Below are 12,658 nucleotides of genomic sequence, written 5' to 3' on the forward strand. Positions count from 1 at the left end.
GCCCCATCTTTTCAGGAAATCTGCCTTTAACGATTCCTGGAATCAATACATTACAAATCGCAATTCCTAATCCCAGCATAGCGGTTCCAAAAAAAAGAGAGAAGATCATACCGGTGGATCGTAAAAGAATTCCCATTGTTAAAATGACTAAAGCAATAAAGACCGTTGTTTCATTTCCTAACTTACGCCCGATTTTAGGTGCAAGGATAGAAAAGACACCAAAGGCAAGTAAAGGAAGTGTTGTAAGTAAACCTATTACACTACTCGAGAGATTTGTATCTATTCGAATCGTGCTTATTAAAGGACCGACCGCCGTAATAGAAGAACGTAGATTAAATGCTACAAGCATTAAACCGATAAGAAATAATAGGCCTTGAAAGGTAAGAGTAGTTTTTTTACTCATGGACACCTCTTTCTGAGAACGAAGCTCATGTAACATTACATAATATGTTAATTATTGAACTGACATTCTCTTAAGACTACAATTTTATTATAATAATTTGTTCGAACTTTCCGTAATCTTCATTGCTGCTACTTTTACTAATTTAATCATAGAATCCATCTTTGCATGATTAATTCGTGTAGTGGGACCAGCGATACTAACTGATGCGACCGCGTGGTTTTTATAAAATATAGGTGCTGCAATTGAGGTGACGCCTATGTGCATTTCTTCTTTGCTAACAGAAAATCCTTGCTGACGAATTTTCGTTAGCGTTTGCATAAAAGCACTTGATGAAGTGATTGTATGTGGTGTGTGTGCTAATAAGCCATCTTGGATTACTTCTTGAATCTTAGAATTAGATTGATAGGCAAGAATCACTTGACCAGAACTCGTGCAATGGATTGGATTTTGTCTGCCAGCATGAGATAGAAGGTGAACAGGATGGGAACTATCGACCTTATATAGATAAACAACTTTTGTCCCTTTTAGAATGGAAATGTGTGCGGTTTCTCCTGTTTTATTTGTTAATTCTTCTAAAATTGGCACGGATACTTGGCATAATTTATACTTGCTTAAAAATGTATTCCCCATTGATAAAATTGATGAGGCTGGACGATATGTTTTCATAGTAGGTTCTTTTACAATAAGACCTGAATGGATGAGTGTTACTGCTAAACGATGGGCTGTACTATGAGCAATTTGTAATTTATCTGCAATTTCACTTAATGTTAATTCTGGCTCTTCAATTGTAAACAAATTTAGTAGTCTTAGAGCATTTCGCATGGACGAAAAAGATTCATTATTTATGGCAGGGTATCTCATTTTGTTCTCCTTTCAATGGAACTCAAAATTATTTCAATGAATGAAGCCTAGTTTTTCTGAAACCTGTAGTCCTGCTTTGATAACCTCGCTTACATATTGAGAGTAGGAATCTTCTTTCATACGGGAACTCGGACCAACAATACTTACTGCTGCAATGACTTCACCGGTATAGTTCCTAACAGGAGCGGCGATGCTAACAACCCCATCATGTAACTCATTCACGCAAATTGAATAGCCTTGCTGACGAATCTTTTGTAAATCATTCAACAAATGGTTTTGATCGACTATGCTGTTAGGTCCACATTTGGGTAGTCCGTTCTTTATGACATTTTTCAATATGCTATCAGGTTGGAAAGCTAATAATAGTTTGCCAGAACTAGTACATGTTGCTGGGTTGTTTTTTCCGATATAGGATAATAATTGGACAGGATGTTGACACTCTACTTTATGTAGATAAGTAATGTTAGTTTCTTCTAGGATGGAAACATGAGCAGTTTCCTCTACTTTCGTGACTAAAGCCTGTAAAGGAGCTTTTGCTTCGCGGTATATTTCTAAATGAGATGTAATGACGCCGCTTAAACAAAGAACAGAAATCCCTAGTTGATATTTAGAACCTACCTTTTCTAAAAATCCTTCCACAACTAATTCTTTTACAAGGCGACTAACTGAACTTTTGTTTAAGTGGAGTTCGTTTGCTATGTCTGTAACTCCCCAAGTTGGCTTTTTGCTTGTGAATAAATGCAAAATGGCAAGCCCATTTGACACTGACTTTAAGACTCCATGCGTTTCCATCTAGTAAATCCTCCTAAAAAAAGTTAATTGTTTCATATAAAAGAAATACGATCTTCTATTCTGAACATTCTCATATTATTATTTTATATGAGGTTAGTAAGCGTTTTCAATATATAATTGTAAAAATTGAAAGGGGTATTTAAAAATGAAAACACAAGTAGGTATCATTGGTGCTGGTCCAGCTGGTCTGATGCTTTCGCATTTATTGCATCTTGAAGGAATTGAATCTGTTATTCTTGAGAACCGTTCTAGGGAGGAAATAGAAGGTACCATTCGTGCAGGAGTACTTGAGCAAGGGACAGTTGATCTTTTGAATGCTACTGGCGTAGGAGAACGCATGATGCGTGAAGGTCATATTCATCACGGAATAGAGCTTCAGTATAATGGGATTAGACATCGAGTCAATATGTACGAACTTACTGAAGGAAAGAGTGTTATGGTGTATCCACAGCATGAAGTAATCAAGGATTTGGTGGCTGAACGTCTTGGTGCAGGTGGCAAGATTTATTTTAGTGTGAGTGATGTAAGTCTTCATGACATTGAGACAGACTCACCGAAGATTCGATTTAAACACGACGGTGGTGAAGAAGAGCTTGTCTGTGATTTTATTGCTGGCTGTGATGGTTTCCATGGGCCAAGTCGTAAAATGATTCCAAACCGTACGGAAAATCAGAAGATCTACCCTTTTGGTTGGTTAGGAATTCTTGCGAAAACGCCAATTGCCAATCCAGAATTGATTTATTCGAATCATGAAAGAGGATTCGCACTGATAAGTCAGCGAACACCTGAAATCCAACGTCACTATATTCAAGTAGACCCAAATGATGATATTGCCAATTGGTCTGATGATCGTATTTGGACTGAATTAAAAGAAAGAGTAGAAACGGATGGCTGGACGTTACCGGATGGACCGATTATTCAAAAGAATATCGTGTCTATGCGAAGCTTTGTGTGTGAGCCTATGCAGCATGGTCGTTTATTTATTGCAGGTGATGCGGCGCATATCGTACCGCCTACCGGAGCAAAAGGCTTGAATTTAGCAATGTCTGATGTTCAGGTTCTGAGTAAGGGCATTGAAATGTTCTTTAAATCAGGGAGTGATGATCTACTTGAAAGCTACTCAGAGATCGCTTTACGTCGGATATGGAAAGCACAACGATTCTCTTGGTGGATGACAACGATGCTTCATCGGGATTTTAGTCACACCTCGTTCGAGAGAGGGATTCAAATTAGTGAGTTAGACTATGTAACTTCCTCTCGGGCAGCGTTAACAAGCTTATCTGAAAATTATGTTGGGTTGCCTTTAGAGTGGGAAAGGGCAAAGGCATTACAAGTTTAAAAATGTAAGGGCTACCACAGTGGGTGGTAGCCCTAATAAACTTTTTATTTTCCTTGTAATAGTGAATGTGACCCTTTTGAAAAATCAATAGAAGGAGGCCAGGCACAAAGGTCGAATGGATAATCAGACCCTGGAACAATGCGCTCCTCCCCGACAGATTTAGCTAGGAACTCTAATGTATTTGTATTCCACAATACCGTGTCATACCAAAAGTCTTTTAAGTATTCTGTCGGTTCTTTTTGTAGCGACTTTGAAACTAGTGGCCACATGTCATTCCCTTTGTTCATACGCCCAATTTGGTAAGGAAGGAAACCACCGCCGTGTGCGAGTAAAATACGAACATCATTATACGTATCGAGCAAACCACTTAATAAAATATCGGTAGCTGAGATGGTTGTTTCCCAAGGTACTCCAATCAAGTTTGGCATCATTCTTTGTTTTAAACGAGGGTCCTCACAGAGTAAAGGGTGAATGAAGACGATCGCTTTTTGTTTGTTTGCTTCTTCCCAAAATGGGATGAAAGACGGATCAGATAGTAACTTGCCATCAAGTCCTGGCCCAATAATGGCTCCTTTAAGACCTGCAGTCATTGCGTCTTGTAAATCACGTGCGGCTAATTCAGGCTGGTTAAGAGATACTGTTGCTAAAGCAGAGAGTTGTTGGCTATTAGAGTGACTCCACTTAGCGAGAGATTGGTTGTAAACCGATGCTAGTTCACTCGTAATCTCAGCAGGAAAATCATATAAAAATAGTTGAGGAATAGGTGAAACGATTGCATGAGTGACGCCGACCCTTTTTTTATCAGTTAAGTACAAGTCGGCATCAATGAATTCTTTTTTTAGCTCAAAAGCCCATTTGTTATTGATTGAGAGGAATTCTTCTTTATCAGGATTCTTTTTAATCCAACTAGCATTTACGGCTTCTTTATTGTCTTTTATCCAAGTCATCACATCTTCTGGAATAAAATGAGTATGAAAATCATGCATATCTATCGCTCCTTTTAATAGGTGTTTGTGGAATCGCTTTCACTTTTGTGAACAGGTAATAAATTTTGCTGTCGTTCGGTCAGTTCGGCTAATATGCGCGATACCCTAACCTTGCTGAAATTTGCTTTCCTGCTTCAATGACTTTTTTCGTATGAATAGGAATGGATCGTTCAGTAAGTCGTTGCATTGGTCCGACAATATTTACAGAAGCAATGACTTGACCTGTGTAATCTCTAACAGGAGATGCAATCGATACAACCCCTTCAAAGATTTCTTCAATACTTAGGGCATAGCCTTTTCTTCGAACTTCTGCAAGAGCTTTGGTTAACTGGTCTGGGGTAGTGATGGTATTATTTGTAAAATGTTCAAATCCTTTAGCGATCGTTCTATCAACATAGTGATCCTCGTTATAAGCGAGCAATACCTTACCTGAACTAGTGGCATAAGCCGGGTTTCTTTTGCCGATATGTGTAAATGCTCGAACATGATGTTTGCTCTCTACCTTGTGGAGGTAAATGACATCTAGTCCATCAAGGATGGCTAAGTGTGCGGTTTCACCAGTCTTATCAACAAGCTGATGCAAAACAGGCATCGCTTCCTTATGAATCTCAAAGTTTGAGGTGCACACACTTGCAAGAGAAAGAATTGATAAGCCTAGCCGATACCGTTGGTTTTCTGGGTTCTTTTCTACAAAACCTTCACTCGCCAGTGTAGACATTAACCTGCTTACCGTACTCTTACCTAAATCTAGATCTTTTGCTAAATCAGTAATCTTTAATTCTGATTCTTCCATGGAAAACCTCCGTAATATTCGGAGTGCATTTTTTACTGATGATAACGTGTAATCCTTTTTCTTTTCTATTGGCACATAAAAAACCTCCTATTCTGTTGTGTATAGAGGAACGTTGTTCTTTTATAGAATTTGAATTCACTATATCATAATAAATGAGAAAAATGAATAATCAAAAAATTATTTAAAAAAGTTTTTATTTGTTCCTCATGAAAGAACAACGGTCTTTTATGAGGTACAAAAATTGATTATTCTATACGTAAGAACAGATTATAATTTTAATTTTCAGAATGGAGGAATTAATAATGAAAACGGTTACTACTGCGACAGGAATTGATTGTAGACATTTTATTAATGGACAATATAGGGATTCTGAAAATAATAAAACATTTATTAATACGAATCCAGCCAATGAAGAGGTACTTGGTTCAGTAGCGGAAGGTGGAAAGGAAGAAATTGATTTAGCTGTAGCAGCTGCCAAAAGAGCTCTTAACGGACGCTGGAAGACGATGCCACTAACAGAGCGCTCAAAAATTTTACGTAAAATTGGTGATTTAATTTTAGAGAGAAAAGATGAGCTTGCTCGTTTAGAATCATTAGATACAGGAAAGCCGATCTGGTTATCAAGCACAATCGATATCCCAAGAGCTGCCTACAACTTCCACTTCTTTGCTGATTACATGACAACGATGGGAACAGAAGCGTATCAACATGATGATGTAGCAATTAACTATGCAGTGCGTAAACCAGTTGGGGTTGTTGGGTTAATCAACCCTTGGAATCTACCAATGCTTCTCTTAACTTGGAAGTTAGCTCCTTGCTTAGCGGCTGGAAATACAGCGGTGATGAAGCCTGCTGAATGGACGCCGATGACAGCTACAGTGCTTGCAGAAATTTGTAAAGAAGCAGGCGTGCCAGATGGCGTTGTAAATGTAGTACACGGGTTTGGACCTGACTCAGCTGGTGCAGCATTAACAGAGCATCCTGATGTCGATGCAATTACATTCACAGGTGAAACATCAACAGGGACAGCGATTATGAAAGCAGCTGCCAATTCGCTTAAAAAACTTTCCTATGAGTTAGGTGGAAAGAACCCAAATATCATCTTTGCTGATTCTGATTTAGATGAAGTATTAGAAACAACCATCAAATCAAGCTTTATCAATCAAGGAGAAGTTTGCTTGTGCGGATCAAGAATTTATGTTGAGCGTGCAGCTTATGATGAGTTCGTAGAAAAATTCGTCGCCAAAACGAAAGAATTAGTTGTCGGAGATCCATTTGATGAGAACACGAAAATTGGGGCAATGATTGGGAAAGAACATTATGAGCGTGTTCTTGGTTACCTTGAGTTGGCTAGAGAAGAAGGAGGCACAATCCGTACAGGTGGAGGCCGACCAGAAGGCTTTGAAAAAGGCTACTATATTGAGCCGACTATCATTACTGATCTTGATCGTAATGCGCGTTGTGTTCGCGAAGAAATCTTCGGACCGGTTGTAACGGTTATTCCATTTGATCTTGAGGATGAAGTGATTGCACAAGTTAATGATTCTCACTATGGATTAAGTGCTTCGATTTGGACGAATGACCTTCGACGTGCTCACCGTGTAGCAAATGAAGTAGAAGCAGGAATTATCTGGGTTAACACTTGGTTCTTACGTGATTTACGTACACCATTTGGTGGCATGAAGCAAAGTGGAATTGGCCGTGAGGGTGGAATGCACAGCTTTGAGTTCTACAGTGAACTAAAAAATATTTGTATTAAGCTTTAATTACAAGGAGAGGAGCGAAGGAGTAGGTTCCGGAGCTCTTTCCCCTTTTTACACATAAAAGGAGGGAAAACGATGAGTACAACTGAATCGTTTGCAAATCAGCTCTTACAAGCAGAGAAAGATCGTGTGGGTACGGTTGCTCTAACAGACCAAAGCCCTTCGTTTACCGTTCAAGATGCTTATGCAGTTCAATTAGAAATTATTAAGCAGAAGGTCGCACAAGGTCAGACGATTGTTGGGAAAAAAATTGGTCTGACATCTATTGCCATGCAAAAGTTATTAGGAGTTGATGAACCAGACTATGGCCATCTATTAGATGGAATGGTTGTAGAGAATGGGACAGAGCTTTCTTATAGCGAAGTCATGCAACCAAAAGTAGAAGGGGAAGTAGCCTTTGTATTAAAGAAAGATTTAAAAGGTCCGAATGTAACGGCATTAGATGTTATTCAAGCAACGGATTACATCTTGCCATCACTAGAGATAGTTGATAGCCGAGTAAAAGATTGGAAGATTAAATTGCCAGACACAATTGCTGATAATGCATCGAGCAGCCACTATGTATTAGGTGGCAGACCAGTAAATATTGATAAAGTCGATCTTTCTCAAATCGGAATGGTCCTTATAAAGAATGGTGAGATTGTTAACACAGGCGTGGGAGCAGCAGTTATGGGTCATCCAGCTAACTGCGTTGCATGGCTAGCAAACAAGTTAAGTGAGTTTGATATTACATTAAAAGCAGGAGAAGTCATTTTATCTGGAGCGTTATCGGCTGCAGTAGATGCTGAGCCAGGTGATGTTTTCACTGCAAAGATTGCACATTTAGGTGAGGTTTCGGTTCGCTTTTCATCATAAATAATGTTCGGAAGGAGATTCAAATGGATAAAATTAAAGTAGCGATTATAGGAACAGGTAATATCGGTACAGATTTAATGTTGAAAATTGAAAGATCCAAGACTCTAGAATTGACATCACTTATTGGGATTGATCCACACTCAGATGGGGTGGCACGAGCAAAAGAAAGAGGCTATCAAACGTTCACAAATGGACTTGAAGAATTTTTAGAAACAAGCAGTGAATTAGCCGAGATTTTCTTTGATGCGACATCAGCAAAAGCTCATGTTCGTCATGCGAGATTGTTAAACGAAGCAGGCAAACAAGTTCTCGATTTAACTCCTGCAGCAAGAGGACCATTTGTCGTACCTCCTGTAAATCTAGATTCAAATTTAGATGTTCCAAATATTAACCTTATTACGTGTGGTGGCCAGGCGACGATTCCGATGGTTCATGCAGTGAACCGAGTAGCACCGGTTGAGTATGCAGAGATTGTTGCGACGATTTCAAGTAAAAGTGCGGGCCCTGGTACAAGAGCAAATATTGATGAGTTCACGCAAACAACAAAGCGTGGAATAGAAGAAATTGGTGGAGCGAAAAAAGGGAAGGCCATCATAATCCTAAACCCAGCTGAGCCTCCTATTTTAATGAGAGATACGGTATATGCCGTTGTGGAACCTGGGAAAATGGATGAAGCCGCAATTACGAACTCCATCCAAGAGATGGCTGACAGCGTTCAAGCGTATGTGCCAGGATATCGCTTAAGAACAGAACCAATTTTTGATGGGAACCGTGTCACGATTTTCTTAGAAGTAGAAGGGGCTGGCGATTATTTACCTTCTTATTCTGGAAACTTAGACATTATGACAGCTGCAGCAGTGAAGGTCGCAGAAGAACTTGCCAAAAACAAGCTAAACTCTGCAATCATCTAAAATTGAATTTGCCATAGAAAGGGATGGATAGAATGAGCGACATTAGAGATATCATACTTACAGAAGTTGCCCTACGTGATGGAAGTCATGCAATTGGGCATCAATATACGGTTGAACAAGTAACAGAAGTAGCTCGCGCATTAAATGATGCAGGTGTTCCATATATTGAAGTAGCTCATGGTGATGGGTTAGCTGGATCATCCGAGCAATACGGGCGTTCTTTAACAGATGAAATGAAATTGATAGAAGCTGCTGTATCCGTTTGTGACCAAACAAAAGTAGCCGTTCTGCTTATTCCAGGAATCGGTACCATGAATGAGCTGAAACAAGCAGCTGATCTTGGAGCGAAAATGGCACGAATTGCTACACATGTTACTGAAGCAGACGTTTCACCGCAGCATATTAATCTAGCAAAAGAGTTAGGAATGGAAACGGTCGGCTTCTTGATGATGTCGCATATGGCTCCTGTCGATAAGCTCGTTGAACAAGCGAAACTAATGGAAAGTTACGGGGCAGATACCGTTTACGTTGTAGACTCAGCAGGGGCTCTTCTTCCAAATGAAGTACGCGAGCGAATTCGAGCACTACGTCAAAGTCTAACAGTTAATATTGGATTTCATGCACATAACAATCTGTCTCTAGCGATGGCGAATACATTAGCTGCGATTGAAGAAGGAGCAACAAGAATTGATGGTAGTGTACGTTGCTTAGGAGCAGGTGCTGGTAATACACAAACAGAAGTATTGGTAGCAGTACTTGAGAGAATGGGATTAAATAGTGGAGTAGATTTATATAAAATGATGGATTTGGCTGAAAATGTTGTTGCGCCAATTTTAACTCAACCACAAGAGATTACAAGAGATAGTCTTGTAATGGGCTATGCTGGGGTGTACTCAAGCTTCCTGCTTCACTCCCAGAGAGCAGCAAAGCAATTTAATGTCGACTCTCGGGATATTTTAATTGAATTAGGAAAGAGAAAAGTTGTCGGTGGTCAAGAAGATATGATTATCGATGTCGCAGCTGAAATTGCAAATAAACAAAACCGTTTGAAAGTGTAGTGGGGGGAAATTATGAGTACTATGTCGAATAAAGAACTTGCAAAGTTTTTACTAGATGCAGAATTACAAAGAAAAGACGTTGTGCGTATTACTTCAGACAAAGTTCCTAACTTAACGGTAGAAGAAGCATATACTATTCAAGAGGAACTAGTGAAACTAAAGCTTGAACAAGGTCATAATATCGTTGGTCCAAAAATGGGTTTAACAAGTCGCGCGAAAATGAAACAAATGAATGTAGAAGAGCCGATTTATGGATATGTTTTTGACAATATGATCGTCCAGGATGGTGGACAGATTTCATTATCTGACTTTATTCATCCAAAAGTAGAAGCGGAAGTAGCTTTTATCTTAGGAAAAGATATTGAAGGTCCTGGTGTCTCCGGTGCGCAAGTTCTAGCTGCAACGGATTATGTTTGCCCAGCACTTGAAATTATTGATAGCCGCTATGAAAACTTTAACTTTACACTTCCAGATGTTGTTGCAGATAATGCATCCACGTCTCAAGTCGTATTTGGGAGCAAAGTGCGTAAACCAGAAGAACTTGATTTAGAGCTTATTGGAACGGTTTTATCAATCAATGGTGAAATTAAAGACCTTGGTGCTGGAGCAGCTGTATTAGGTCATCCAGCTAACTCTGTAGCCATGCTAGCAAACATGCTTCATCGTAAAGGTGAAAAGCTAAAAGCAGGTCAAGTCATTCTAACAGGTGGGATTACAGGAGCTAATCACCTATCATACGGTGACTTTGTCACAGGCAAACTAGACGGCCTCGGCGAAGTAAGCTTCACGGTTGGAGAGTAATAGAAAAAGGGCGAACTTCCCTTTTTCTATTACTCGATGCGATGAGCGGAGCCGCCGTAATGTTTTAAGCCTTTTGAGCGGTTTTCTCAAAAGGCGCACGGCGAGAGAAGCCATCGCAACATGTTCGCACAATATAAGGGAAAAAGGGCGAACTTCCCTTTTTCTATTACTCGATGCGATGAGCGGAGCGGCCGTAATGTTTTAAGCCTTTTGAGCGGTTTTCTCAAAAGGCGCACGGCGAGAGAAGCCATCGCAACATGTTCGCACAATATAAGGGAAAAAGGGCGAACTTTCGAAGGCACTGAAAAGGTCCTTTTAGAAGATTCGAGGAAGCAGCAATGGCTCCACACGTTGCACGCCTCTATGAAAATACCACCATAGCAGGCTTAAAACAAAGCAACGGTTCCGCTCATTGCTTAAAGACCACTGAAAAAGGTGAAAATCGTACCTTTTTCAGTGGCCTTCGAACTTCCCTTTTCTATTACTCGAAAGACTATAAAAAGAAAGCATTTTCATAAATGGATAGGGTATTAATATATAAATGATTGCCTGATCAATCAATTAAAAAGGAGGAAACGTCTCATGCCAATTGTAAACGTTAACATGATGGAGGGCCGACCAAAGGAGAAAATTGAGAAGGTTATTGCTGAAATTACGGAAACAATCTCTTCAACATTGGAAGTTCCAAAAGAGAGTGTTCGAGTTCTTGTTACAGAAGTACCGAAATCTCATTGGGGAATTGCTGGTGAATCAGTAGAAAAACGTAACGCCTCTAAGTAAAGATGATGGATTCACTTGACTCAACCTCTTTTTTCAATTTGGGGAGAATTAAATTTTTAGGGGGAATGAAAAATGACGATTGAATTAGGTATTTTGGCTGCTCACGTTCCTAGTATTTGTCATCGTGAAAATGTTCCTGATTTTCAACAAGATATCGTTGCAAAGATGGATGAGATCTCAAAGCAAATTGAAGAGATCAAGCCAGATGCAGTGATTCTGATCTCTTGTCATTGGCAATCTACGTTTCATCACTATGTAGATGTGTCGCCAAGACATAATGGAATTTTAACTGCGTTTGAATGTCCGGATATTATATCAGATGTTGCCTACGATTATCCTGGAGATCAGCAACTAGGAGAGGAGCTTGTTTTAGCAGGAAAACACGCACGTCTTCCAGTTATCGCGGTGAATGATCCAACATATGTATGGGATTATGGTACGGTTGTACCTTTACGCTATCTCGTCCCAAATGCAGATATTCCTGTCGTTAATTTGTCTATTACAATGGCAGCAGGTTTAGAAGAAACGTATAAGTGGGGCCAGGCAATAGGTGAAGTGTTAAACAATAGTGATAAAAAATACGTGTTTGTTTATAGTGGTGCGCTTGCTCATAATCTAGTACGAGGACGTCATCATATGCCGACGGTTTCAGAACAGGCACTAGATAAACAGTTTATTGATTATATTATGAATCGAAATTGGGATTTAGCGAAAGAAATGCTCCCTCAATATGCAAATGTTGCTGGTGTTGAAGGGGGAGGTCGTCATTTAGCGATGCTTCTTGGCACATTGGAAGATAGATATAAACCATCTTTTCTTACGTATGCTCAATCATCTGGAAGTGGAAATGCAATTATGACGTTTGAACCTGAGAAAGCATTGCAGGGGAGTAAATGATAAATGAAATATTTGTGAGAAGGCATTCTAATTTTAAGGATGTCTTTTCGCGTTTTGAGAATTAGCTAATCGTAAAAACTTGATGTATTCTAAATCTAGGGTAATGACCAACAAAGTAACGTGGAGTTCCTGTCCTATATAAACCCAAACACCCATATAGTCCTCCGGGATGAATTCATGATATCGAGGATTGCAACTCGTTTAAGAGGTTTATCAATAGTAATGGTTCGTCCAGACGAATCTGTATTAGTGATAACCAGGGTGTTACTTCCTAAGCTTAGCAAAAAGTTCAGCAAGAAAACCTAACAGTAAATAACAAGAAACTTGAGGTCAATAGGACTTTCTAACATTTGTGATAATAAGAAAAGAACCTCTCTAATAAGAGAGGTTCTCAGGTTGTCGAGAAACCCCACTAAAAA

13 protein-coding genes are annotated in these 12,658 nt (G+C 39.5%); 8 read left to right on the forward strand and 5 right to left on the reverse strand.

Annotation, left to right across the window (positions count from 1 at the left end; all coding sequences use genetic code 11):
* The 3 genes from LQ50_RS23425 to LQ50_RS23435 form a co-directional block, all read right to left on the reverse strand.
* The coding region (locus LQ50_RS23425; protein ID WP_034634066.1) for an MFS transporter at positions 1–403 on the reverse strand (403 nt) is incomplete at its 3' end.
* An 87-nt stretch (positions 404–490) separates the two neighbouring features.
* The gene (locus LQ50_RS23430) at positions 491–1,264 is read right to left on the reverse strand and encodes an IclR family transcriptional regulator (RefSeq protein ID WP_034634068.1); all 774 of its coding nucleotides are present in this window, start codon (positions 1,262–1,264) and stop codon (positions 491–493) included.
* 33 nt (positions 1,265–1,297) lie between these two features.
* Positions 1,298–2,056 carry an IclR family transcriptional regulator gene (locus LQ50_RS23435; RefSeq protein ID WP_034634069.1) on the reverse strand — a complete coding sequence of 253 codons (759 nt, stop codon included), beginning with the start codon at positions 2,054–2,056 and terminating at the stop codon, positions 1,298–1,300.
* Between the two features lie 145 nt (positions 2,057–2,201).
* Here LQ50_RS23435 and LQ50_RS23440 point away from each other — a divergent pair, with 145 nt between their 5' ends.
* On the forward strand, positions 2,202–3,395 hold the full coding sequence (locus LQ50_RS23440; RefSeq protein ID WP_034634070.1) for a 4-hydroxybenzoate 3-monooxygenase: 1,194 nt from the start codon (positions 2,202–2,204) through the stop codon (positions 3,393–3,395).
* Between the two features lie 44 nt (positions 3,396–3,439).
* Here the strand turns inward: LQ50_RS23440 and LQ50_RS23445 are convergent, their stop codons facing one another.
* Complete coding sequence (locus tag LQ50_RS23445) at positions 3,440–4,381, reverse strand: amidohydrolase family protein (RefSeq protein ID WP_034634072.1); 942 nt, start codon at positions 4,379–4,381, stop codon at positions 3,440–3,442.
* An 88-nt stretch (positions 4,382–4,469) separates the two neighbouring features.
* Positions 4,470–5,249: an IclR family transcriptional regulator gene (locus tag LQ50_RS23450; RefSeq protein ID WP_084139001.1), complete on the reverse strand. Its 780-nt coding sequence runs from the start codon at positions 5,247–5,249 to the stop codon at positions 4,470–4,472.
* A 227-nt stretch (positions 5,250–5,476) separates the two neighbouring features.
* Here LQ50_RS23450 and LQ50_RS23455 point away from each other — a divergent pair, with 227 nt between their 5' ends.
* From LQ50_RS23455 to LQ50_RS23490, 7 genes are all read left to right on the forward strand, one after another.
* Positions 5,477–6,940 carry an aldehyde dehydrogenase gene (locus LQ50_RS23455; protein WP_034634073.1) on the forward strand — a complete coding sequence of 488 codons (1,464 nt, stop codon included), beginning with the start codon at positions 5,477–5,479 and terminating at the stop codon, positions 6,938–6,940.
* 72 nt (positions 6,941–7,012) lie between these two features.
* Positions 7,013–7,792 (forward strand): 2-keto-4-pentenoate hydratase, encoded by a 780-nt coding sequence (locus LQ50_RS23460; RefSeq protein ID WP_034634074.1) that lies wholly within the window; start codon positions 7,013–7,015, stop codon positions 7,790–7,792.
* 23 nt (positions 7,793–7,815) lie between these two features.
* Positions 7,816–8,703, forward strand: a complete 888-nt coding sequence (locus tag LQ50_RS23465; RefSeq protein WP_034634076.1) for an acetaldehyde dehydrogenase (acetylating) — start codon at positions 7,816–7,818, stop codon at positions 8,701–8,703.
* A gap of 32 nt (positions 8,704–8,735) precedes the next feature.
* Positions 8,736–9,761 carry a 4-hydroxy-2-oxovalerate aldolase gene (gene dmpG / locus LQ50_RS23470; RefSeq protein WP_034634077.1) on the forward strand — a complete coding sequence of 342 codons (1,026 nt, stop codon included), beginning with the start codon at positions 8,736–8,738 and terminating at the stop codon, positions 9,759–9,761.
* A gap of 12 nt (positions 9,762–9,773) precedes the next feature.
* The gene (locus LQ50_RS23475; protein ID WP_034634078.1) at positions 9,774–10,562 is read left to right on the forward strand and encodes a 2-keto-4-pentenoate hydratase; all 789 of its coding nucleotides are present in this window, start codon (positions 9,774–9,776) and stop codon (positions 10,560–10,562) included.
* A 552-nt stretch (positions 10,563–11,114) separates the two neighbouring features.
* The gene (locus LQ50_RS23485) at positions 11,115–11,342 is read left to right on the forward strand and encodes a 4-oxalocrotonate tautomerase (RefSeq protein WP_272913749.1); all 228 of its coding nucleotides are present in this window, start codon (positions 11,115–11,117) and stop codon (positions 11,340–11,342) included.
* Positions 11,343–11,414: 72 nt separating this feature from the next.
* Positions 11,415–12,239 carry a DODA-type extradiol aromatic ring-opening family dioxygenase gene (locus LQ50_RS23490; RefSeq protein ID WP_034634082.1) on the forward strand — a complete coding sequence of 275 codons (825 nt, stop codon included), beginning with the start codon at positions 11,415–11,417 and terminating at the stop codon, positions 12,237–12,239.
* Positions 12,240–12,658 lie beyond the last annotated feature (419 nt).

Source organism: Halalkalibacter okhensis, assembly GCF_000787375.1.
Lineage (GTDB): Bacteria > Bacillota > Bacilli > Bacillales > Bacillaceae_D > Halalkalibacter > Halalkalibacter okhensis.

Bases quoted from the DNA above. Each gene is read 5' to 3' on its own strand.
- LQ50_RS23430 (WP_034634068.1), bottom strand. From the start codon at position 1,264: ATGAGATACCCTGCCATAAATAATGAATCTTTTTCGTCCATGCGAAAT.
- LQ50_RS23435 (WP_034634069.1), bottom strand. From the start codon at position 2,056: ATGGAAACGCATGGAGTCTTAAAGTCAGTGTCAAATGGGCTTGCCATT.
- LQ50_RS23440 (WP_034634070.1), top strand. From the start codon at position 2,202: ATGAAAACACAAGTAGGTATCATTGGTGCTGGTCCAGCTGGTCTGATG.
- LQ50_RS23445 (WP_034634072.1), bottom strand. From the start codon at position 4,381: ATGCATGATTTTCATACTCATTTTATTCCAGAAGATGTGATGACTTGG.
- LQ50_RS23455 (WP_034634073.1), top strand. From the start codon at position 5,477: ATGAAAACGGTTACTACTGCGACAGGAATTGATTGTAGACATTTTATT.
- LQ50_RS23460 (WP_034634074.1), top strand. From the start codon at position 7,013: ATGAGTACAACTGAATCGTTTGCAAATCAGCTCTTACAAGCAGAGAAA.
- LQ50_RS23465 (WP_034634076.1), top strand. From the start codon at position 7,816: ATGGATAAAATTAAAGTAGCGATTATAGGAACAGGTAATATCGGTACA.
- dmpG (WP_034634077.1), top strand. From the start codon at position 8,736: ATGAGCGACATTAGAGATATCATACTTACAGAAGTTGCCCTACGTGAT.
- LQ50_RS23475 (WP_034634078.1), top strand. From the start codon at position 9,774: ATGAGTACTATGTCGAATAAAGAACTTGCAAAGTTTTTACTAGATGCA.
- LQ50_RS23490 (WP_034634082.1), top strand. From the start codon at position 11,415: ATGACGATTGAATTAGGTATTTTGGCTGCTCACGTTCCTAGTATTTGT.